This is a genomic window from Marinobacter sp. (assembly GCF_041984545.1).
Classification (GTDB): Bacteria; Pseudomonadota; Gammaproteobacteria; order Pseudomonadales; family Oleiphilaceae; genus Marinobacter.
Genome location: NZ_JBHIXV010000007.1, coordinates 53,947 through 76,677, shown reverse-complemented (window position 1 = coordinate 76,677; position 22,731 = coordinate 53,947). Strand labels below are relative to the sequence as shown.

The window sequence follows — 22,731 nt, the reverse complement described above, 5'->3', positions numbered from 1 at the left end:
ATGTCGGGCTACAGTTCAAACTCTGCAAAAAGGTAGTGCATCATCGCCCGCAAGTTGTCGTGCCCACTCTCGACTGCTTTATTCAGAATTCTTTTAAGTGCCGGGTAAGCGTTTTGCAGATCAGATCCACCGATCTCGTTACGCATGGAATCATCCAGACTGCTCCATACCTGCAGCACCCTTTGGCGTTGATTGAAGGCATCAAAGGCGGCCGTTAACTCGGGAGAAACGACCACCTTCTCAATTGGCTTGGCGATGGGCCCGGCTTGCGCTGCAGGCGATTCAACAGAAATCCATTGTCTGCTGACCCGGTCCGGGACAATCAACCGATCCACCACTCTGGCCGGACAGCCGGATAAATTCTCTCCGAGCACCGACCTGGCCAGTGCCGGATGCGCGATGCGCATCAGATTCTCTATTCCTGGCGCAACCTCTGCTTGCAGATGAGCCCGCATCCATCGAGTGCAACTGGCACGATCCACGGCTGAAACCAGCAGGTATCCCGCTTCCTCTTCGGGTCCCCGATCAAGAAAAGCTCCAAGTATCGGGTCCTCGGGGCCTTCAAGCCAGACGAGCCAGGGCGATACCTCGGTAACCACTTCCCAGCGCGTTACCGCGTAGAGGCACTCTGCATCTCCAACTTGTCCTTCGGCCCACTGATAGATCTTCTCTCCAAGGCGCGGAATGGCGACGCCGTCCAGAACCAACCCGACCTGGTGGTCTTCGGGCCAGGCAAAATGGGTAAACGGAGACTCCGATATCGGGCAGGCATTCAAATTCATGCGCTTTGAGCCTCGCACACCGGACAGGTGGCATTGCCCTTCCGCAAAGCCGCGACCTGGGATTCAACGTTAATGGCCGGCGCGTTCTGCCGTTGCTGAACCTCCGCCAATGTAGTCTGCGCGGGCGCCTGGGGTTGGTCGGCTTCAATGATCCAGGGCATCTCCGGCGTTGAGCCATGTTGCCCGCTCCCACTCCCAGGAGCACCACCCGAGTTAATCTTGATCCCCGGCCCACTTAACGTCACCCCACTCGGATCCAGCTTCAGAAGGCTGCCACCCGCCGAAATGGTCAGCTCCGCACCGGCATCCAGAACTACCTTTGCACCGGCCTTGTGGTGCACCTCGGTACCTGCCTCGCTGAGCGTGCCCTGCGCGGATTTCTGGTGGAACGTGCCGCCGATGTTCTGACTGCAGTCGCCACCAACAGCCTTCCGTTTCTCAGCATCCACAGTGCAATGATCATTACCCTTGATATGGCTGAACCGATGGTTCTCCACGGTCAGGTGGCTGTCGTTTTTGATGACTTCGGTGCGGTTGTTTTCCGTGAGCAGATCGAGGTCCTTCTGGGCGTGCACGTAGATCTGTTCCTGGTCTGCTTCGTCCTCGAAGCGCAGCTCGTTGCTGCCCTCACCCTTGTGGGTTTTGGTTTTCAGGGTGGTGCGGGTTTTGTGTTCCGGCAGCGCGTACGGCGGCGTGTTGGTGGCGTGGTGGGTTCTTCCGGTAATGATGGGCTGGTCCGGATCGCCGTCGAGGAATGAGACAATCACTTCGTGGCCGATGCGCGGCAGGGCCATGAAGCCATACTGACCGCCGGCCCAGCCCTGGCTCACCCGCAGCCAGGCGCTGCTGTGTTCATCGTTCTTTGAATAACGGTCCCAGGGAAAGCGCACTTTCACGCGCCCGTGCTCATCGCAATGAATCTCCTCGCCCTCCGGGCCGGTCACGATGGCCATCTGCGGGCCGTCCATCAGCGGGCGATGTGGGGTCTGCGGGCGCCAGGGCCGGTCGGCGGGGATGGCCGTGAACTGGTTGTGGTAGCTCGTGGGTTCGCTGCCGCCTTCCTCTTCCAGGGCCTGGGGCTGGGTGCCGGTGTGGGTCACCGCCGTCAGCAGCCAGTCCCGGTTCAGGGCCTCGATGTCGTGGTCGGTGAGCGTGACTTTGGCGCCGGCGCGGAAGTCCGGGCGGTTGCTGTCGCCGGCGGCGGTGCTAGCGTCGTTACGCAGGGCCTGCAGCCGGACTTCGGTAAAGGGCTGGCCGCTGGCGTCAGCCTTGAAGCGGCCGGGGTAGTCGTAGTGCTGATAATCTTCCCGGTGGTTCACCTCCCCGGCGGCCTGTTCGTGCATCAGGGCGTAGGCGGGGTTCTTGAAGGTGTAGTCCTTCATGACCACGGAGGCGACCCGTACCCGTTCTTCGAAGCGGAAACGGAAGACGGCCGGCTGCCGGGTACTGCCGCCGGCTTTGGCGTTGTACCTAACCGGTTCCAGCACCGGGGCATCACCGTGGTGGTCAGCGATTATCAAAGCGGGCTGGGTGTCGCCGTCCACGCTGCCGTGCTCGTATCGGTAGTACCAGCCTTCCTCGGCGGCCAGTCGCTCCAGGAAGGCCAGGTCGCTCTCCCGGTGCTGCACGCAGTACTCGCGCTCTTCCGGCGGGCGCTTGAGGTCGAACACGGTGTCGATCAGGCCTCGCTCTTCGAGCAGGGTACGCACGATGGCGTCGGTGCTTCGGGTCTGGAAAATCCGGCTGTTGTGCATCAACCCCAGGCGCCAGAGCGGCGGCTGGATGACCAGTTCGTAGCGGGTGCGCCGATGGCCGCTGTCGCCCCGGGCGAATTCATTGACCACGCCGGTTAATCGCCGCAGCGGTTCGCCGTTTTGCCAGACCACCAGATCCACCGGCTGTTCGAGGATCTCGGAAGCCTGGATAGAAGGGTCAAAACTTGCCAGCTCCAGCCGACCGGAAAACACCTCGGACAGGCGTTCGGTGAGCGTGAAGCCAACCACGGAGAAAAGATCAGAAGGGAGTTCGCCAACGCGGGCGGTAAACTGCAATCCACTTGCCTGGGGCATGTCTTCAATCCTTTGAAGATAAATCGGTTTACGGCTCGTCCTGAGCTGCACCTGATTATAGCGATCAGGCAGGAGAATGAAACCCCGCGCCCTGCCCGATCATTCAGGATGAGAGGTTGACCGGCGATTCGTTCTGCTGCACCCTAATCTGGTTTCATTATGCAACCGGAGAAAGCGAGTGACTGATTACAAGAACCGAGCGGTAGTGCTCAAACAACGCCCCCAGGGTGAGATCCAGGAAGGCGATCTGGTATTGGAAGAACGTCCGGTGCGATCCCCGAACGAGGGCGAGGTGGTTGCCCAGGTACTCTGGCTTTCCCTGGATCCATACATGCGCCCGAGGATGAACGATGCCAAGGGCTACATGGACCCGATTGGCATCGACGAGCCGATCGTGGGCGAGAGCGTGGCCCGGGTGGTCGAATCCCGGTCCGACAAGCTCAAGGTGGGTGATCTGGTCACCTGCTACTCCGGCTGGCAGGAGTACGTAACCTTCCCCGCCGATGCGCCGATGGTGTACAAGATTCAGCAGCGCGACAACGTACCCCTGCAGGCCTACCTGGGCGTGGCAGGCATGCCCGGGCGCACCGGCTACTGCGGCCTGATGTACGTGGGCAAGCCCAACGCGGGTGAGACCGTGGTGGTATCCGCCGCCTCCGGCCCGGTCGGCACCGTAGTTGGCCAGACCGCAAAATCCGAAGGCTGCCGCGTGGTCGGCGTGGCCGGAGGACCGGAAAAATGCAACTTCGTGGTGAACGAACTGGGCTTCGATGCCTGCGTGGACTACAAGGCCGGTAACCTGGAAGCCGATCTCGAGGCGGCCTGCCCCGACGGCATCGACGTCTACTTCGAGAATGTGGGTGGCGCAGTCACTCGAGCCGTCGCACCGCTGCTCAATCCTGGAGCTCGAGTTCCCATCTGCGGTTATGTGTCGGCCTACAACGCCACCGATATGGCAAGTGTGGAAACGCCTTTCCACGTTTTGAAAGCCCTGGATCCGGTACCCGAGCACCGCTTTTTCCTGGTGACGGAATGGCAGGACCGGCACCAGGAGATCACCGATATCCTGGCATCACGGGTGGCTTCCGGGGAGCTGAAATACCGTGAAACCGTGGCGGAAGGCCTGGAAAACGCCGTTGAGGCATTCAAGGGCATGCTCAAGGGCCGCAATTTCGGCAAGCAGCTGGTTCACGTCGCCGACTGAACCAACTGAGCCGCCGGCCCCGAGCCATGGTCTATCACTCGGCGATCTGCAGGAGCACCTTGCCGGTGTTCTTGTTTTCGCCCACGTAGGCCATGGCTTCTTCGAGCTGCTCGATGGGCCAGGCGCTGTCGATGATCGGCTCAATCTGGCCTGCGCTGAGAAGCGGCCAGACATGCCGGTACAGCGCCTGCATCACATCGCCCTTGTCCTTCACCGTGCGAGAACGAAGCGTGGAGCCAATCAGGCGCTGACGTTTGACCAGCATCAGGCCAAGGTCCACTTCAGACATACGCCCGCCCATCAACCCGATCAGCACAATCCGGCCATCCACATTCAACACCCGCTGGTCCTCGGCGATGTAGCTGCCGCCCACCGGGTCCAGCACCATGTCCACGCCACCCCAGTGTTTCACAGCGTCAATGAACGAACCCTGATTGCGGTTCCAGACGCCGCTGGCACCCAGCTTGCGACAGGTTTCCAGCTTGGCGTCGTCGCCAGCAGTGGCAAACACGGGGTTGCCGAAAGCGGTGGCCAGCTGGATAACCGCCGTTCCGAGGCCGCTGGCCCCGGCGTGCAACAACACACGCTCGCCAGGCTTCAGTTGCGCTTCGTGATACAGGTTCAGCCAGGCGGTGGCGAACACTTCCGGTATCGCTGCCGCTTTCTCGAGGGACAGGCCCTTGGGTACTGGCAACACCTGAACTTCCGGCACCACCACCCGTGTCGCATAACCGCCACCGGTCAACAGGGCGCAAACCTCGTCTCCGGGCTGGAACCGACTGACCCCGGAACCAACCGAGGCAATCCGGCCGCTGACCTCCAGTCCCAGGATGTCCGAGGCGCCGGGCGGTGGTGGATACAGCCCTGCCCGTTGCATCAGATCCGCCCGGTTGATGGCTGTCCAGACAACTTCGATTTCCACATGATCTGCCGGCGGCGTGCCCGGGCCGTCCCAGTCCTCCCAGGTGAGATTGCCTCCGGTAACCTTGATTGCTCTGTTCATGTCTGACATCTCGGCCTTGCTGCTATGGCCACAGCATACCCTATGTTTTTCGGGCATTGCACAACCGGCGTCTCAGTTGGTTACGTCCCGGTTCGAGAGCCAGACACTCTGGTAAGGCTTGAGGGTAACGGAGCCGGAGAGGTCATCAATCTTGAGGCCGGAGATCAGGTCCTGCCAATGATCGGTGCCAATCAGGTTGATGTCGCTCAAGGCCACTTCCTGCAGCTGATCGCTGATGTTGTGGATGCAGAAGATGGACTGATCGCGGCGCATGCTCTGGCGCCAGAAGCCAAACAGCTTCAACCCCAGGTGGAGGGTGAACTGGGTAGCGTTGGGGTGGAATGCCGGCTGCTTGCGGCGGATGGCGATCAGACGCTTGAGTTCGGCAAAGGCCTTGCCGTGGTGGCTCAGGGGGTCGCCGAGCTTTTCTTCCAGATCGTCCAACTGCCACTGACTGCGGTTGATGGAGCGTAGCCGCCCGGTGTGCTCCACCCGGGCCAGGTCGTTCTCCGTGGCCAACAGGCTGTGGATGTAGAACGCAGGAATGCCTTCGAGCGCCAGCATGATGGTGTGGGCGCAGAGAAATCGTGGAAGCTGCCAGTGGTCGCGACCGGATTCGGCGGTGCCCTGCAGCGCATCGTACAGGGCAATATTGATTTCGTAGGGCTGGTCCCGGCCATCGGGGGTACGACGGAACGACACCTTGCCACCAAACGACTCCATGGTATTGATCAGCCGTTGCTTCTCCTCGTCGCTCAACAGCCCGTCGGTGGGCCGCATGCCAACGCCGTCGTGGGAGGCAATGAAGTTCAGGTAGGTGGTGCCCATCTGCGCCGGCGGCATGCTCATCAGCCAGGTTTTCAGATGCTTGCAGTCACCGGTCACCAGAGTATTGATCAACAGCGGCGGCAGGGAGAAGTTGTAGATGACATGGGCTTCGTTGGCGTTGCCGAAATAGGTCAGGTTCTCCCGGTTCGGCACGTTGGTTTCGGTGATCACCACCGCATTCGGGCTGTGGTGCTCAATCAGCAGCCGCAGGATCTTGATCAGCTCGTGGGTTTGCTGCAGGTGAATACAGGGCGTACCCGGCTCCTTCCAGAGGAAGGCGACGGCGTCGAGCCGGAACAGGATGATGCCCCTTTCCAGGTAATATCGAATGATGGCTGCGAATTCGATCAACACCATGGGGTTGGCGAAGTTCAGGTCCACCTGGTCTTCGCTGAAGGTGCACCACACATAGCGCTCGCCGTCGTCGGTCTGGACGGCATTCAGCAGTGGTGAGGTGCGCGGCCGTACTACTGCGCTCAGATCATCCCGGGGATTGCCCTCGAAGAAATAATCCTTGCCTGGTTCCACGCGCTTGCGGAAGTTCTCGAACCAGCGGCTGCGGGCCGACATGTGGTTGATAACGAGGTCCGCCATCAGCTTGTAATCACCCGCGATACGCTCGATGTCTTCCCAGGCGCCGTGGGATTCGTTCACCGCCAGGTAGTCCATCACCGAGAAGCCGTCATCCGAGCTGTACGGAAAGAACGGCAATATGTGAACCGAGGAGACGGTATCCGCCAGGCAATCCTGAAGGAACCGGTGCAAGGTGACCAGTGGTTTCTCATCCGCCCGCTGAACGGTGTCGGCGTAGGTGATCAGCACCACATCGGATTCGTCCCAGTGGTTCTGGTGCGCCGGTGGTGGCTCCTGGTTTGGCTCAAGCCCCATGGTGGCGAGCAACTGCTCTGCCAGGAAATCGCAGTCCAGCTCCGGGTAGACCACCTCCAGCATGGACTCCAGTTTGACCTTGAGCGGCTGGGTCATGGTTTGAATTCCTCGTTATCCAGCTCCACGGCCTCCAGCAACTGCTCCTTGATGTCTGGTATGGCGCTGGTTACCCGGTTCCAGCTGGGAATGAACGGCGTGTCCATGGGGTTGTCGAGGAAGTAGGCGCCGGCGCGCATCACATTCTGGGCAAACAGCTCCACCGCCTTCTCTTCCTTGTGCCGGTCGAAGGTCAGGCCATTGATGATGGCGTCGTTCTGGTAGGTCTCGACAAAATCCAGGGCAATCCGGAAATAGGTGGCCTTGATGGTGCGGAACTTTTCGTTGGAGAAAATCTCGCCGTTGGTGGCCAGTTTGCGGAACAGGGCCTTGGCGATGTCCATGCTCATCTTGGACAGGCCCTTGCTGGCATCTTCTGGCGACAGATCCTGATGCTTGTGGTCGTACACATCGGCGATGTCCACCTGGCACAGGCGGTTGGTGGCGTAGTTGCGCTTCATCTCCGAGAGCACACCAATCTCAAGGCCCCAGTCGCTGGGAATGCGCAGATCGTTGATCACATCGGTGCGGAAGGAAAACTCGCCAGCCAGCGGGTAGCGGTAGCTGTCGAGGTAATCCAGGAAATCGCTGGGGCCGCAGACCTTTTTCAGGGAACGGATCAGGGGCGTGACCAGCAGGCGGCTGACCCGGCCGTTCATCTTGCTGTCTGCCACCCGGGCGTAATAGCCCTTGCAGAACATGTAGTTAAACCCGGGATTCGCCACCGGGTAAATCAGCCTCGCCACCAGGTCCCGGGAATAGGTCAGGATATCGCAATCGTGCAACGCCACGGATTTACTCACACCCGAGGCCAGCACGTAACCGAAGCAATACCAGACATTGCGCCCCTTACCCATCTCCGTCGGCGCCAGGTTCTGTTCGCGCAGCTTCAGATCGATGTCGCGCAGCCGCGGACCGTCGTTCCAGAGCACCCGGAAGTTCTGGGGAAGTTCGGAGAAGTACTCCAGGGCATGGCGGTACTGCGCCTCATCCGCTCGATCCAGGCCGATGACCACCTGGTCGAGGTAAGGCACCTTGCCCAGTTCCTGGACGATGTTTTTCAGGGCCGGACCTTCCAGCTCGGAATACAGCGACGGCAACACCAGCGACATTGGGCGGGCTTTCCGGAAACCCATCAGTTCCGCTTCGAGTTCCTCCACCGGGCGCCGGACCAGGTTGTGGAGGGTGGTGACAATGCCATTCTGGTAAAAGTCGCCCATGGCGGCTCTCCTTCGCTAATAGCCGTACTCAAACAGCAGGTTGAGTACGCACTCGTTCCAGCCTTCGGGGCCGGGTTTGAGAGAACGCATGGCGTGTTTTGCCGAGGGCAACTGGACCTGCTCGCTGTTCACGCCCCGGATCACCACCGGTATATCCGCCGCTTCCAGCATTTGCTGATCGTTGGGGCTGTCACCCAGAGCAATCGCTATCAGAGGCCCGTCGCCATGCTCCTGGTACTGCTCTTGATATTTCGAAAGCAAGAACCGGGCCCCGTCGGCCTTGTCGAAGACCCCCATGGCATGAAGAAACCGCCCTCCAGCCACCAGCCGCAAGCCTTCCCGGGCCAGCGCCGCTTCAAATTCCGCCCGCTCCTCATCCGTGCCCTGCCAGAGCAAGGGCTCGGTGCCCACCCGCTGTTTGGCCAGCGCCGCTGCGGCTGCGTCCATGCCCGTTTCGCTCGCAAGCTCCTGAACCGACATATCCTCAAAACCCCTAAAACGGGCACCCTCTGCCCGCAGCTTTTCGAGTACAGCCAAAACCTGCGCGCGGGTTGCACCAAAATTCACCACGTCCTCCCGATTGTTGCCAAAGACGTGGGGCGGTATTACTACGGCTGCACCGTTTTCGACGATGAACGGGTCGGTATTACCCAGGTCTTCGCGCAAAGCCCGAATCTCGGGCAGTGTCTTGCTGGAATTGAGAATCAGAGGAATACCGCTGGAGCGCAGTTTGGCCAGGGCCGGCTGTGCGGCCCGCCAGTCGTAATTATCATGGTCGAGAAGCGTGCCATCGAGGTCTGAGAAGAGGATCAGGCGGGGCCTGGCCATGGTGAGTTCTCCATCAATCTGAACGGAACTGCGGAAGGCCAAGAGAATGGTCTTCCGCGACTTCAATCAGTACATCCGCCCTGCCGGGCATCTCGGCAAGGCAGGCGCGGGTAACCCGCTCGTAGTGCATTACGAAGCGTGCCACCTCGGCCTCGCTCATAATGCGCAGGTTTTGCACGCCCCCCGAAGCCACGCCCTGTTCTGGTGCATCCCGCTCGAGATCAGCACCTGATTTTCGGGCCAGTTTTTTCTCCTGAAGCCGCCGCCACTCCAGCACACAGTCCATGGAAGGCGCCTTCAGCATTACCAGGCAATCCAGCTGGCCAAAGAAATCCCTGTACTCCCCCTTGAGGCACTGGTTCACGTAACCACGCCAGGTGCCATCAGGATCTTCTTCCGATTCAAGCCGATTCACGGGGGCGGCCAGTGCGGCTGCCTCCTCCGGCATGGCGCCCAGGCACCAACCTTCTATCAGGATGACATCGGCCCTGCCCTCGAAGACCGGCCAGTCTGTTTCGGGAACCCGATCGTCCCGGGCCTTGTCGAAGGCCGGAATGGGTGTCTGGTCCTCTGGCCCGGCTGAGCTCAACCGGTCCACCACCTGCTGCCCGAGGGCAAGGTCGTGGGTGCCAGGCACGCCCCGCGTAATAAACAGCGGATGCACACGTTCGGCGAGGTCCTGGCGCTCGGCTCTGGTAAGGTAGAGGTCGTCCAGGGAGAAATTGGCCGTGCCTGTAGCGTAATGTCGGGACAGTATCTCTCTTAGAAACAGGGTAAGCGTGGACTTGCCGGTACCCTGGGCCCCGTGGATACCCACCACAACCGGCCGCTGCTTCGACCGGTGCAATGCCAGAATGTGGTTTGCCAGAGGTAACAGGGTCTGTTGCACGGTATCGGCATAGGTTGCCGGCAGGTCTTCCTCGGCAATCAGATCAAGAACGGTTTGTTGTAAGGCGTGTTCAGGCACGTTGAGTTTTCCGATTTTGTCAGCAGTTAGAAGATAGGCAGCAGAATTCATACCAATGGGAGTATAGGCCTTTTATGAGTGGCAACGGTTTTCGCGTGGAGCACCGCTACCTGGAACTCCCGGACAGTTTTTACACACGGGTAAGACCCACGCCCCTTCAGGATGCCAGAATGGTGTGCTTCAACCACGCCCTGGCTGAGGACATGGGCTTCCGGGCGGATTCAGAATCCGACTGGACCGGTATTGGCGCCGGCACCGAACTTCTGGAAGGCATGGACCCGGTCGCCATGAAATACACCGGGCATCAGTTCGGCGTGTACAACCCGGACCTGGGCGACGGCCGTGGCCTGCTGCTCTGGGAAACGATGGGGCCGGACGGCCGCCGTTGGGACTGGCACCTCAAGGGCGCCGGCATGACCCCTTACTCCCGCTTTGGCGATGGCCGTGCGGTCTTGCGCTCCACCATCCGGGAATACCTGTGTAGCGAAGCCATGTACGGGCTGGGCATACCCACCACCCGGGCCCTGTTCATGGTGAGCGCCAGAGACCCGGTACGCCGGGAATCCATCGAGACCGCCGCCGCGCTTGTGCGGGTTGCCCAGAGCCATATCCGTTTTGGCCACTTTGAGTTTGCCGCCCACCACGAGGGGCCTGAAGCGGTCAAAACCCTGCTGGAACATGTCATCGCCCTGCACTTCCCCCACCTGATTGACCTGCCGGAGGACGAGCGCCACAGCCGATGGTTCGAGGAAGTGGTGGAGCGCACCGCACGGCTGATTGCCGACTGGCAAGCCGTTGGTTTCTGCCATGGCGTGATGAACAGCGACAACATGTCCATTATCGGCGACACCTTCGACTACGGTCCCTACGCCTTCCTGGACGATTTCGACGCCGGCTACATCTGCAACCACACCGACCAGGGCGGCCGCTATGCCTACAACCGCCAGCCCCAGGTCGGCTTCGAGAACTGCAGGTTCCTGGCCACCGCGCTGCTGCCCATCATGGATGAAGACGATGTGCGCCGGGGCCTGCGACGCTATGAAGTAGCCTACAACGAACGTTTCCTGCAGAACATGCGCGACAAGCTGGGACTCGCCCGGGAGGAAGAGAGTGACCTGAGCCTGATTATGGACACCTTCAGCATGATGCACGAGCACCACGTGGACTACACCCTGTTCTTCCGGGCCATCTCCAACCTGCACAGCCGCGGCCATGCACCGGTGCGGGACCTGTTTGTGGACCGCAGCGTGGCAGACCAGTGGCTGGAGCGGTACGAGGAACGGCTGCTGAAAGAGACCCGCGCCCACGATGAGCGGGAATACGCCATGCGCGGGGTAAACCCGAAGTACATCCTGAGAAACTACCTGGCGCAGCAGGTGATTCAGGAAGCCCGGAACGGGGATTACGAGCCCATGAAGGCTCTGCTCAAGGTGCTGGAGCGGCCCTTTGACGAGCAGCCCGAGAACGAGGCTTATGCGGCACTTCCGCCGGATTGGGGAAAGCATCTGAACATCAGCTGTTCAAGCTGACGGGGCAAGCCAACAAAAAAGGGCCGGGCGATACACTCGCCCGGCCCTTTTCTTTTCCGACAGGCTCTTACGATCAGACCGCCTTGGCAGCAATGATCTTCTCGTGCCACTCGGCCGGGCCGGTCTGGTGCACGGACGAGCCACGGGAATCCACCGCCACGGTCACCGGCATGTCTTCTACCTCGAACTCGTAGATGGCTTCCATACCCAGTTCCGGGAAGGCAACCACGTCCGCCTGCTTGATGGCCTTGGATACCAGGTAGGCAGAACCGCCCACGGCCATCAGGTACACCGCACCGAATTCCTTGATGGCATCGATGGCCACCTGGCCACGCTCTGCCTTGCCGATCATGCCGGTGAGGCCGGTTTTCTCGAGCATGGTGTGGGTGAACTTGTCCATGCGGGTGGCGGTTGTGGGGCCCGCCGGGCCAACCACTTCCTCACGTACCGGGTCTACCGGGCCCACGTAATAAATGAAGCGGCCCTTAAGATCGACCGGCAGTTCCTCGCCCTTCTCGATCATATCCACCATCTTCTTGTGGGCGGCGTCGCGACCGGTGAGCATCTTGCCGGACAGCAGCACGGTTTCGCCCGGCTGCCAGTCCTTCACATCTTCCGGGGTAACGGTGTCCAGGTTCACACGGCGCACGTTCTCGCCCACTTCCCAGGTGATTTCCGGCCAGTCGTCCAGGCTCGGCGGCGTTTGCAGCGAGGGGCCGGTGCCATCGAGAGTGAAATGGGCGTGGCGAGTGGCGGCGCAGTTGGGAATGATCGCCACCGGTTTGTTGGCAGCGTGGGTGGGGTAGTCCTTCACCTTCACATCCAGCACCGTGGTCAGGCCGCCCAGGCCCTGGGCGCCAATGCCCAGATCGTTCACTTTCTCGAACAGTTCCAGGCGCAGCTCCTCGGCGCGATTGGAGGCGCCACGGGCTTTCAGATCATGAATGTCGATCGGGTCCAGCAGGGCTTCCTTGGCCAGTTCCATCGCCTTTTCGGCGGTACCACCAATGCCGATACCCAGCATGCCCGGCGGACACCAGCCAGCGCCCATCTGCGGAACCATCTTGAGCACCCAGTCCACCACCGAGTCTGACGGATTCAGCATCGCAAACTTGGATTTCGCCTCGGAGCCGCCGCCTTTTGCCGCCACGTGCACTTCCACTTTGTCGCCCGGCACCATCTTGTAGTGAATAATGGCGGGGGTGTTGTCCTTGGTGTTCTGCCGCTTGCCATCCGGATCGGCCAGCACCGACGCCCGCAGCACGTTGTCCGGATGGGTGTAGGCGCGGCGCACGCCCTCGTTGATCACGTCATCCAGCGGCCGATCGAAGCCCCACTGAACCTGCATGCCGATATTGACGAATACCGTCACGATACCGGTGTCCTGGCAGATAGGGCGATGTCCCTGGGCACACATGCGCGAGTTGATCAGGATCTGGGCCATGGCGTCCTTGGCCGCCTGGGACTCTTCCTTCTGGTAAGCCTCATAAACGCCCTGGATAAAATCCTTGGGGTGGTAATAGGAAATGAACTGCAGCGCGTCTGCGACGCTCTCAATCAGGTCGTCCTCGCGGATTACGGTGGTCATAGGCGCCTCATCAGGTGAGTATCGTTATGTCGTGTCGTCAAAAAACGGAGGCGAGAGTTTACCAGAAAAACCGATGAGCGAGTGATTGGACGGAAGGCGAAACGCTAATGAAAAGCCGTTAAACCTACCCGAGAAAAAAGGTACCATCCTAACCAAACCACAAGAACAACCGAGGAGATCCCGTGACCCACCTCGTCCAGACCGAGACCAAAGACCGCATTCTCACCGTTCGACTGAACCGCCCGGACCGCAAGAACGCGCTCACCCACGACATGTACACCGCTATGGGCAACGCCCTGGAGCAGGCCCGGAGCGACGCCGGCATTCGTTGCGTGCTGTTCACCGGCTCCAGTGAATGTTTCACGGCCGGCAATGATCTTGGCGAATTCGCCGCGGGGCTTCCGGGCGATTTCGAGCACACGCCCGTCGGCCGCTTCCTGCTCCTGCTGGCAACCGCCAGCAAACCGGTAGTCGCGTCGGTAAATGGCCCCGCCGTTGGCATTGGCACCACCATGCTGCTGCACTGCGATATGGTGTTCGCCGGCCATAACGCCAAATTCCAGATGCCCTTTGCCAGCCTCGGTCTGTGCCCCGAGGGTGGCTCCAGCCTTTTGCTTCCGGCCTGGCTCGGACGGGTTCGCGCCGCCGAACTGCTGATGCTTGGCGACGCCTTCAGCGCCGAGGACGCCCTGGCCTTCGGGCTGATCAACCGGGTTTGCGAGCCCGAACACACCGAACAGGCCGCCCTGGACACCTGCCTCCGCCTGGCCAGCAAAGCCCCAGCCGCAATCCGGGCAACGAAAGAGCTGCTCAATCGCCCGAATCTTGAGGCGCTGCGTGCCACCATGCTGCAAGAGGGTGAGCTGTTCAGCCAGAGGCTCAAATCCCCGGAAGCTGCAGAGGCCTTCAGAGCCTTCATGGAGAAACGGCCACCGGATTTTTCGCGCTTCGAGTGACCTCCTGGAACGCATCACAACCCGGCGCCCCGCAACTCGACAAACCGATAACCCGGAACTATTTTTCAGAAAGGCCGAACGACAACCGCCCGGGGAGGGTTGTATCCATAAGAATCACACTTTTGGCTGATCAACACTTGCCATACTGTCGCTATAGTCAGAGTTACAGAAATTGGCTCAAAGCGCTGGCTACAATTTCAGACAACAGTTCAAGCAGAACAGGCCGCTGACGACGGGCTTACCGGATCAGACCGGCTCCCTCAGCTGCCGAACATAACGACACAACAACAGGAAAAGGTTCCACCCATGTTCAAGAAAACTCTAATAAGTCTTGCCGTGGCGTCTTCCCTTGGACTCACAGGCTGCTTTGATAGCGGTAGTACCGGGAAGAATGCGAATCCGCAGTATAAAATCAGCAACCCGGATTTCACTGGTAAAACCTGGCCAATTTTCAACCCGCTGACCAGCGAGCTTCCCGTCCCAAGCGATCTTCAGTTTGAACAGGGTGCGAATGCAGACGGCACCTTCAGCGGCTCATCGGCGAATGCGATCACCAATGCTCTGGATTACATGGATGGATCATCGACAACCGCGCAGTTCGATATCAAGCTGAACGCGAGCATTGATCCTGAAAGCGTCGACGCTACCCCCGTTATTCTGAATAACGGCGCCCCCGCGCCTAACCCAAATCAGAACGTGTTTGTCCTCTCTCTGGATTTCCCGGGGGGCGACTCACTGCTGAACAATTCGAGCTACTACACGAGCCTTATTGCCGATCTGGTGGAGAGTGGCGACATCTCACCGGCTCCCACCAGAACAAGCTTCCCGGGCGAAACACCAACCTTCAAGCTTGGCCTGGCGTTTCAGGAACTACAGACCGCGGTGCAGAACTTTGGCCCCACGAGCACAGAGGCGGCGGCCGCAGCCTCTAAAGTTCTTGCCTTTAACAATGAATATCGGGCCGAGGTCGTTTCACTGGACGGTGGCACAAATAACGTCCTGAGGATCACTCCGCTCAGACCTCTGAACCCCAAAACCAAGTATCTCGTCGTTGTGACAAACGAAGTGACAGATGACAATGGCGACCCTATTGTTGCGTCTCCGTCATATCAGAACATTTCTGATCCGGCACAACCTCTTGGTAGCTCCGCCCTCGCGCCGGTTCGGGCTGCGATTGGCAGCTGGGAGGCGCTTGCCGGTGGCTACTTCAATGCTTTGACGAACGGTGGCCGTGGATCCGACCCCCTTACTGCGGACGACCTGGCCCTTTCGCTTACCTTTACTACTGGAGGCACCAAGGACGTACTGGAGGCCGCAGCGTCACCAGCCCAGTTCTTCTACAAGAGTGCGCTTGTGACTACTCGCCAGGAAGCGATTGCCAAATACCTTGCTGCAAATGCTGATTCTTTCGAGGATATGACTCCCACAGAGCAGTACGTTGCACTGGCAACCGCTGCTGGCACTGCTGTTTTCACGGTGGGTGATGCCAACATTCGCACTGGCGCTTCGAATACTGAAACCAACTTGGCAGGTGCCGGAGCGGACTTCAGCAATCCGGAGCCAAGAACTATCACTCCGATCGAAGCAACAAGGATCCCTGCAAGTGCAGCTCTTGGAGCGAGTGCAAAGCCGGGCACCATTTTCCAGGCTGGAATTAATCTCCCATACTATCTCGGAATTCCTACTTCGTCCGATCCATCCGCTCTCAACTCCACTTGGGAAGCATCGACAACCGTTGGTGGCATAATTGACGCAGGGGCCGGAAACGAAGCGGGGACGACTCCACCTTCTGATAAAGTAACCTTCCGTTTCCCGTTTGCAGAGGAAAAGGGCACCGTATTCGCGCCGCTACTTATTTCTGTTCCGGACAACGGCACATGTAGCGCAGCCAAACCCTACGATGTGGTCATTTATCAACACGGCATTTTTGGCAACCGCTCACACAGTCTTGCCTTGGGCAACCAACTCGCCGGTGCGTGTTTTGTGACTGTAGCGATGGATCTTCCGCTCCATGGAATCGCGCCTAAACTTGCGACTGGCTCGGTTGATCCGGCACTTGCGTTCAGCGTAGACGTAACACAATCAGGTGGAACCTTCACCGATAGCCCACTTCCGATGAGTGAACGGCACTTTGGCTGGGGTCAGACTGCGGATGGCACACCGACAAGGATGCAGTACGCCACTGACGCTGCAAACGCTGTCGGGTCTTCTGCGCAGTTTTTCCTCAATCTGAGTAATCTACCGGCGGCACGCGACAATAACCGCCAAGGCGTGGTGGACCTGCTTAATCTGAATGCCAGCTTGGTCAGATTGAACACTATCGATTTGGATAACGCAGACACCGATTCAGACCCCGTCACAGGGGGCGGTGACGTTGACGTCACAGGCGGCAGCAAAGTCTATTACGTTGGACACTCTCTGGGAGGTATTCTCGGAACAACTTTCGTAGCCCTTGCAAACGATGCGGCACAAGCCGCTACGATCGGCAACAGCAATATTGTTCCGATCAGTGCGGCGGCCTTTGTCACTCCCGGCGCGGGGATTGCAAAGCTCCTCGAGAACTCGCCCTCAATTGGCAGCACCGTTCTGGCAGGCTTGGCCAAAGCAGGTTTGACTCAAGGCACCAGCAATCTTGAGCTCTTCCTGAATGTTGCCCAAGGATCGCTGGATAGCGCAGAGCCTCACAACTTTGTGAGCTCATTGCTCAATAGCAATAGCAAGGTATATCTGAACGAGATATACGGCGATGGTTCGACCAAGACAACCCAGGATCAGACCATTCCCATTGCAGCCGACACTGCGTACGCAGGCCAATACTCCGCGCCGCTGGGAGCCGCATTGCCGGCGCCGTTGGCGGGTACTGAGCCTTTGATCGCCCAACTGGAAGCAGACACCATTACAGGCGACATTATTGGGACTTCCCAGAACGCGAATGTGGTGCGGTTCACCTCTGGTACGCACACTACTATCATTCAGCCATCAACCACTGAGGGACCTGCGGTGTTTGGCGATATGGCACAAAACATAATCAGCTTCTTTAGCACCGATGGAGCAAATATCACCTTCAACAACGGTGTTTACGTCAAGCAAGGCGAGCCAAGTCCGTCCAATCCATAAATCGAGAATAAAACTCTTAAAACGCCCCGGCAGATGTCGGGGCGTTTTTTATGGTTTCTCCTAACCCGGAAGAAACCTAATTTGTGCTCCCAGTTGTGCCTGTCTAACTCCATCACCACGGTCCTGTCCTACGACCATAGCTCGAGACCGTATCTGCGGATGCTCCGCCGCCTCCTCAATCGTCAAAACCGGCTCCACACACGCATCCACATCCGCAAAAATCTCCCGCCATTCGGCTAGAGTCTTCTCCCCTACTTTCTCCTTGATCGCCGCCTTCAGGGCTCTCTGGTGCTCCGGCTTCTGGCTGGTCGCCAGGCTTTTCATGTCACCAATGCCCAGGGTATCGCACAGCCGCGCCGAGAACTGGGGCTCCAGGCTGCCCACGGAAAGCCATCGGTCGTCACGGGTCCGGTAATAGTCATAGAAAGTGCCGCCATTCAGCATGCCGGTCTCGGGCGCCTGGTGCTGGCCGCCAGCCAGGGCGGCGGCGCCGGCCATGGCATTCAGGGCGAAGGCTGCGTCGGTCATGCTTATGTCGATGAACTTACCCTCGCCGGTATTCTGGCGATGGATAACGGCGGCCAGGATGCCCATGACGGCGTGATGCGAACCGCCGGCCACGTCGGCAATCTGTATGCCCATGGGCGGCGGGCCGCTGTCGGCGCGTCCGCAATGGCTGGCGACGCCTGAGATGGCCAGATAGTTGATGTCGTGGCCCGCCCTGTCCCGGTAAGGCCCGGTCTGGCCGTAGCCGGTGATGGCGCAGTAAATCAGCTTCGGATTGATTGCTTTGAGCGTCTCATAGCCGATACCCAGGCGATCCATGACGCCCGGCCGGAATTGCTCCACCACGATGTCGTAGTCTTTGACCAGTTCCTTGACCCGGTCCACGCTTTCGGGCTTTTTAAGATTGAGCTGGATCGTTTGCTTGCCCCGGGTCAGGTAGGAAAAGGCGGTGCTGAACTTGCCGTCGAACGGTGGCATCACCTTGGTCAGATCCACTCTGTCCGGCGCCTCCACTCTCAGCACCTCCGCGCCCATATCGGCCAGCATCATGGTGGCGTAGGGCCCCGGTAACAGGGTGCTGAAATCGAGGACTTTCAGTGAAGACAGTGGTCCTGCCATGGCAATCTCCTTGTTGTTGGATCGGTTTGAAACGGGGTTGATGATTTCATGCTGCCCGGTTTTGCCGACCGGGCCAACTGCCGGTTGCATCATTCCTATTGGCCGTTTCTACCAGCGTGGCCGGTGTTGGTCGGTTGCATTGTTCCACCGGGGTTTTATGATGGGTTTCGTTTTCTTGGAATGGCGAGCGTAATGTCCGATCTGACGGTTTCCAGGCACTTTGTTCAGGCCGCTCTGGTGGGTGCGGAAAGACTGGGTTTCGATACCCGCGAGATGCTGCGTGATGCGGGCATTTCACCGGATTTGCTGCGCATCGAGATGGCCCGGGTGAGCAGTGATCAGTTCAGCCGTTTGATGCAGGTGCTCTGGAGCCGCCTGGGCGATGAATTCATGGGCCTTGGACCCAGGCGCGCCCGGGCAGGCACGTTTGCCACCATGTGCGCCCTGGTGATCGACTGCCCCAACCTGGAGTCTGTGTATCGCCAGGCGTTCCAGTTCTCGCGGCTGTTCGAACCGATGGTGGCCATGGAACTTGAGGTGGGCGAGCAAAAAGCCCGCCTTGTCACCCGGATTGAAGGCGAGATTCACGATCCCTGCTTCTTCCTTCGGGAGAGCATTCTGGTGATCTGGCACCGTCTGGGCAGCTGGCTGATCGGGCAGCCGGTGGAACTGGAGCAGGCGGAGTTCGACTACCCCCGGCCCGAGCATGGCGACGAGTACCGCCACATTTTCCACTGCCCTCTTACCTTTGAGTCCGACACCACCGCACTTACCTTTGACAAGCGCTTCCTGTCGGCACCGGTGATTCGCGACAAACCGGAGATGCGCCAGTTCCTGAAGACCTCACCGGCCGATCTGCTCTCCCGGCCAGACGAGAGCAACACCTTTACCGGTCGCATTCGGGCGCTGATTGGTCGGGATTTTTCCAAACCACTGCCGGATTTCGAGTGGATTGCGGCGGAGATGCACACCAGCCCGCAAACCCTGCGGAGAAGGCTGAAGCAGGAAAACACCTCGTTCCAGGAAATCAAGGATCTGTTGCGCCGGGACATGGCGATCTACTACCTGGCCCGGCAGGACCTGCCCATCAATGATATTGCGGCGAAGGTGGGCTTCACCGAACCCTCTACCTTCCACCGCGCGTTCAAGAAATGGACAGGTGTGACGCCAGGAGCCTATCGAGAGGGCGAGCGCGGCAACCTGGCGAACTGAGTCAGGAACGCTAGGGCGACTGCACCGACCGAACCAGCTGGCCCAGGGTCTCAGCAATCTGTTGTGCCTGGTCCCGGTTGGCAGCCAACTGGAGCAAGCGAGAGCCGTCCCGAGGATCGTAGACCCAGCAGGTTGCTGCGGCGGCTTCACAGCGCCACTCCACCTGCGGGTTGATCCCAAAAACCTGGATCTGTTCGGTGCTTCTCAGGATCCGGCCGGCTTCATCCCGCCGGATCTCCTGAATGTGGATTTCGCTGCCCTCGGTGGTCACACGGTATTCCACATCCGCCGGGCGATCGAGCCGTACGATGGCCTGATCCCGGCGCCAGCCCGCCAGCTCCAGCAGACTGTTGATATGCAGTGTCAGCGCCTCGCGGTCGGTGTCTGCCAGATACAGCTTCTTCAGCGATGCCAGTTGGCCGTCGCCCGCCGGCTCGATCACCGCCACCTGTTCGCTCTCGGCGGCGGCCTGGGGCGCCACGCTGTTCTGTTTACGAGTCTTCTCAATGGTTGTGATCAGCTTGAGGGCTTCCTGGTAATGAGCGCCCTCGGCTCCGGCCTTGGTTACATAGGTTTCCAGGGCCGACTGTGCCTCGTTCAGATGCGAAGCCTGGAACATCACCCGGCCTCGGTAAAAGTGGTAGTCGGCAGGTTTCTCACCTTCGAGTTGCTGAAGCTGGTTCAGGTACTCGCCGGCCTCGCCCCAGTTCTTGGCCATGACGGCCTCCTCGGTGGCCAGCATCAACCTGCGGGTTTCGTGTTCAGGCGCCAGAGCATGGGCCTGTGCGGTCACCAGGAAGGCCGCAAGGAGGGCGCCACGGGCAATCCAGCGACCTGTTGCAAACGATACTGCCATGGCATTCACTCCTGCTCGTTATCTGCACCAACCGCCTGCTCAGACCCCTCAGGCAGTTCGTTGTCTTCAGCCGTGTCTTCAGTCGAGTCTTCAACGGTTTCCGCGTCGTCCCGGTCGTCCACTTCGGCCTGATCGATGATGCCTTTCGGCAATTCCTTCTTCACCCGCACCCCAAGCTCTACAAACCGGTTGGCCTGCGAAATCAGGTTACCACGTCCCCGGGTCAGGGTATTCATGGCCGAGTCGTAGGTGCCCTGGGCCGTATGCAACTGGCCGCCCAGGCGCTCCATGGCCTCAACAAACACCCGAAGCTTGTCGTAGACCGCACCGGCCCGTTCTGCGATGCGCCGGGCATTCTGACTCTGGCGCTCATAGCGCCATATGTTCTCGATGGTGCGCAAGGTGGCCAGCAATGTGGTTGGTGTTACCACAATAATCTTTCGCTCGAAGGCTTCTGCGAAAAGGTTCTCGTCCTGCTGAAATGCCGCCACGAACGCCGGCTCAATGGGCATGAACAGAAGCACGAAATCCGGCGAATGCAGTCCATGAAGCTGGCTGTAGTCCTTCTCGCTGAGCGTGCGAATATGGTTGCGTACCGCCTCCACGTGTTGCTTGAGCGCCTCGTCCTTGACGGTCGAGTCCTCTTCTTCGGTCACCCATTGCTGATAGGCGACCAGTGACACCTTGGAGTCAATGATCAGGTTGCGGCTGTCCGGCAGGTGCACGATCACGTCTGGCCTATACAGCTGGTTGTCGCTGTCCCGGTAGCTGCCCTGGGTTTCATACTCCACGCCCTTGCGCAGGCCGGACTTTTCAAGCACCCGCTCGAGAATCAGCTCGCCCCAGTTACCCTGGATCTTCTTGTCGCCCTTGAGGGCCCGGGTAAGGTTGGAGGCCTCCTCGGTGATCTGGCGATTCAGCTCCTGCAGGGATTTGATCTCACTTCTCAGGGCCTGGCGGTCACGGGTCTCCGTGGTATAGACATCCTCTACCCGCTTGCGGAAGTCCTGCAACTGGTCGCGGAACGGGTTCAGCAGCGTATCCAGGCTGGTTCGGGTCTGCTGGCTGAAACGCTCGCTCTTCTGCTCGAAGATCTTGTTGGCCAGGTTCTCGAACTCCTGCTTCAGGGCATCGCGGTTGCGCTCTAGCAGTTCCAGTTTTTCATTGGCCGCACGACGTTCCTTGTCGAGGGTTACCTCCTGCTCCCGCAGCGCCACACGGGCCTCGCTGAGCTCCCGACCAAGCTCCTCACACCGTAACTGGAGCGACTGCCGCTCGCGCTCAAGCTCGCTGATGCGCTCCCTGCGGGCCTCCAGATCCGATTCCAGACCGGCCACGCGGTTCTCAAGGCTGGTCGCCCGCTGGCGCCACTGCTCGATATCCTGCTCAATACGACTGTTCCGCTCGCGCAAGTCAGAAGCTGCCTGCTCGAGCTGGGTCTGGCGCTGGGCATCCAGCGCGCGTTCGTGTTCAGCATCGTTCAGTTGCCGCTCGAGGTCGGCAGCGCGGGCCTCAAGCGCGGACAACTCGTCGGACAGACTGCGTTTCTCCGCCGCGGACCTTACCAACAGCCCCGCCAGGACCGGGACGGCAATCGCCAGGACGATCACCAGACCCGCCATGGTTTCCGGCCGGGACATCATCAACTGCGTGATGGCTTCGGGCACTGAACTGCACTCCCTTCCTCAAGATCTGTATATGTTCGCACTATCGCTCAGGTGTACCTGCGTGACAGTCTAACCCAGTTATGGAACCTTTTTCCCGACGCGCCGTGATTCGTTGTGATGACCCGAAAACGAACCACGACTGTTTGGCAATTATTCACTGAGCCGCCATCCAGCTCTGGACGCCCGTCGTAAGATCATCTAAAAGGTTAGAATGTTCGCTGGCCCCGAGGTTATTACGCTTTTTTAACCGGCCGCCGGTCTGAACCGGATCAGAAACGGATTATCGATCATGCTGAAAGAACTCTGGCGAAAACTGGGTGCGGAATTTCTGCAGGCCGACGAGGACTGTTCCGCACAGCATGGGCTCTCAAACAGCCACGCAGGGTTGTTCGGCCAGAGATCGGCGAACCAGGATGACGCGTTCAGACTGCTTCCCCACATTACCCACACCGGTGAGTTTCACCTTGAGCGCCTTACTCACCTGCTCAAGGCCAGATACGGCAAAAGCTTCGGCGAGCCGGCCACCGCCTCTGAAAGCGATGAGGAAATCCGCGAGCTGATCAGCTTCGCCGCCCGCATCCAGGACCAGGACGTTCAACGCGAACTGCTACTGTTCTATCTCAACTGCTCGCCGGTCATTCAGGAGTATCTCCGGTCCGAGACAATCCTTGGAGACGGGAACTTCTTCTCACTATAGCCCCCTTAACCATCTGTAAATCAACCACACAGATCGGATGTTGTATACTCCCCTTTCCTAAATCACCTGGTTCTATCCAATTGAACAGGTCGCGGGCAG

The 22,731-nt window shown here is 59.5% G+C and carries 17 protein-coding genes; 6 read left to right on the top strand and 11 right to left on the bottom strand.

All coding sequences use genetic code 11. From position 1 onward, the window contains the following. Nucleotides 1-8 precede the first annotated feature (8 nt). Nucleotides 9-782, bottom strand: a complete 774-nt coding sequence (locus ACFC20_RS05200) for a DUF4123 domain-containing protein (protein ID WP_375192073.1) — start codon at nt 780-782, stop codon at nt 9-11. After that, nucleotides 779-2,851: a type VI secretion system Vgr family protein gene (locus tag ACFC20_RS05195; RefSeq protein WP_375192072.1), complete on the bottom strand. Its 2,073-nt coding sequence runs from the start codon at nt 2,849-2,851 to the stop codon at nt 779-781. Before ACFC20_RS05195 ends, ACFC20_RS05200 begins: the two co-directional genes overlap by 4 nt. 178 nt (nt 2,852-3,029) lie before the next feature. Here ACFC20_RS05195 and ACFC20_RS05190 point away from each other — a divergent pair, with 178 nt between their 5' ends. After that, a complete protein-coding gene (locus tag ACFC20_RS05190) occupies nt 3,030-4,055 on the top strand; it encodes an NADP-dependent oxidoreductase (RefSeq protein WP_375192071.1) in 1,026 nt (341 codons plus the stop codon). A gap of 34 nt (nt 4,056-4,089) precedes the next feature. On the opposite strand, the gene ACFC20_RS05185 is transcribed toward ACFC20_RS05190, so the two are convergent. The 5 genes from ACFC20_RS05185 to ACFC20_RS05165 form a co-directional block, all read right to left on the bottom strand. Beyond that, the gene (locus ACFC20_RS05185; protein WP_375192070.1) at nt 4,090-5,058 is read right to left on the bottom strand and encodes an NAD(P)H-quinone oxidoreductase; all 969 of its coding nucleotides are present in this window, start codon (nt 5,056-5,058) and stop codon (nt 4,090-4,092) included. 72 nt (nt 5,059-5,130) lie between these two features. Next, nucleotides 5,131-6,870 (bottom strand): sugar phosphorylase, encoded by a 1,740-nt coding sequence (locus ACFC20_RS05180; RefSeq protein ID WP_375192069.1) that lies wholly within the window; start codon nt 6,868-6,870, stop codon nt 5,131-5,133. Continuing rightward, entirely contained in the window at nt 6,867-8,090 is a 1,224-nt protein-coding gene (locus ACFC20_RS05175; RefSeq protein WP_375192068.1) for a glycosyl transferase, read from the bottom strand. Before ACFC20_RS05175 ends, ACFC20_RS05180 begins: the two co-directional genes overlap by 4 nt. 15 nt (nt 8,091-8,105) lie before the next feature. Continuing rightward, complete coding sequence (locus tag ACFC20_RS05170; protein ID WP_375192067.1) at nt 8,106-8,918, bottom strand: HAD-IIB family hydrolase; 813 nt, start codon at nt 8,916-8,918, stop codon at nt 8,106-8,108. A 13-nt stretch (nt 8,919-8,931) separates the two neighbouring features. Continuing rightward, the gene (locus ACFC20_RS05165) at nt 8,932-9,885 is read right to left on the bottom strand and encodes a hypothetical protein (protein WP_375192066.1); all 954 of its coding nucleotides are present in this window, start codon (nt 9,883-9,885) and stop codon (nt 8,932-8,934) included. 74 nt (nt 9,886-9,959) lie between these two features. Between ACFC20_RS05165 and ACFC20_RS05160 the strand changes: the two genes are divergently transcribed. Then, entirely contained in the window at nt 9,960-11,414 is a 1,455-nt protein-coding gene (locus ACFC20_RS05160) for a YdiU family protein (RefSeq protein WP_375192065.1), read from the top strand. A gap of 73 nt (nt 11,415-11,487) precedes the next feature. On the opposite strand, the gene ACFC20_RS05155 is transcribed toward ACFC20_RS05160, so the two are convergent. Continuing rightward, nucleotides 11,488-13,002 (bottom strand): fumarate hydratase, encoded by a 1,515-nt coding sequence (locus tag ACFC20_RS05155; RefSeq protein WP_375192064.1) that lies wholly within the window; start codon nt 13,000-13,002, stop codon nt 11,488-11,490. 182 nt (nt 13,003-13,184) lie between these two features. Here ACFC20_RS05155 and ACFC20_RS05150 point away from each other — a divergent pair, with 182 nt between their 5' ends. Together ACFC20_RS05150 and ACFC20_RS05145 are read left to right on the top strand one after the other, a co-directional pair. Further along, on the top strand, nt 13,185-13,958 hold the full coding sequence (locus ACFC20_RS05150) for an enoyl-CoA hydratase (RefSeq protein ID WP_375192063.1): 774 nt from the start codon (nt 13,185-13,187) through the stop codon (nt 13,956-13,958). A 306-nt stretch (nt 13,959-14,264) separates the two neighbouring features. Continuing rightward, a complete protein-coding gene (locus ACFC20_RS05145; protein WP_375192062.1) occupies nt 14,265-17,075 on the top strand; it encodes a hypothetical protein in 2,811 nt (936 codons plus the stop codon). A gap of 60 nt (nt 17,076-17,135) precedes the next feature. Here ACFC20_RS05145 and ACFC20_RS05140 read toward each other — a convergent pair whose 3' ends face one another. Next, the gene (locus tag ACFC20_RS05140) at nt 17,136-18,200 is read right to left on the bottom strand and encodes a CaiB/BaiF CoA transferase family protein (protein ID WP_375192061.1); all 1,065 of its coding nucleotides are present in this window, start codon (nt 18,198-18,200) and stop codon (nt 17,136-17,138) included. A 192-nt stretch (nt 18,201-18,392) separates the two neighbouring features. Between ACFC20_RS05140 and ACFC20_RS05135 the strand changes: the two genes are divergently transcribed. After that, nucleotides 18,393-19,412 carry an AraC family transcriptional regulator gene (locus ACFC20_RS05135; RefSeq protein WP_375192060.1) on the top strand — a complete coding sequence of 340 codons (1,020 nt, stop codon included), beginning with the start codon at nt 18,393-18,395 and terminating at the stop codon, nt 19,410-19,412. 10 nt (nt 19,413-19,422) lie between these two features. Here ACFC20_RS05135 and ACFC20_RS05130 read toward each other — a convergent pair whose 3' ends face one another. Further along, nucleotides 19,423-20,268, bottom strand: coding sequence for a hypothetical protein (locus ACFC20_RS05130; protein ID WP_375192059.1), 846 nt, complete (start codon nt 20,266-20,268; stop codon nt 19,423-19,425). A 5-nt stretch (nt 20,269-20,273) separates the two neighbouring features. Next, on the bottom strand, nt 20,274-21,935 hold the full coding sequence (gene rmuC / locus ACFC20_RS05125; RefSeq protein ID WP_375192058.1) for a DNA recombination protein RmuC: 1,662 nt from the start codon (nt 21,933-21,935) through the stop codon (nt 20,274-20,276). Nucleotides 21,936-22,224: 289 nt separating this feature from the next. Between rmuC and ACFC20_RS05120 the strand changes: the two genes are divergently transcribed. Then, entirely contained in the window at nt 22,225-22,632 is a 408-nt protein-coding gene (locus ACFC20_RS05120) for a hypothetical protein (RefSeq protein WP_375192057.1), read from the top strand. Nucleotides 22,633-22,731: the final 99 nt, after the last annotated feature.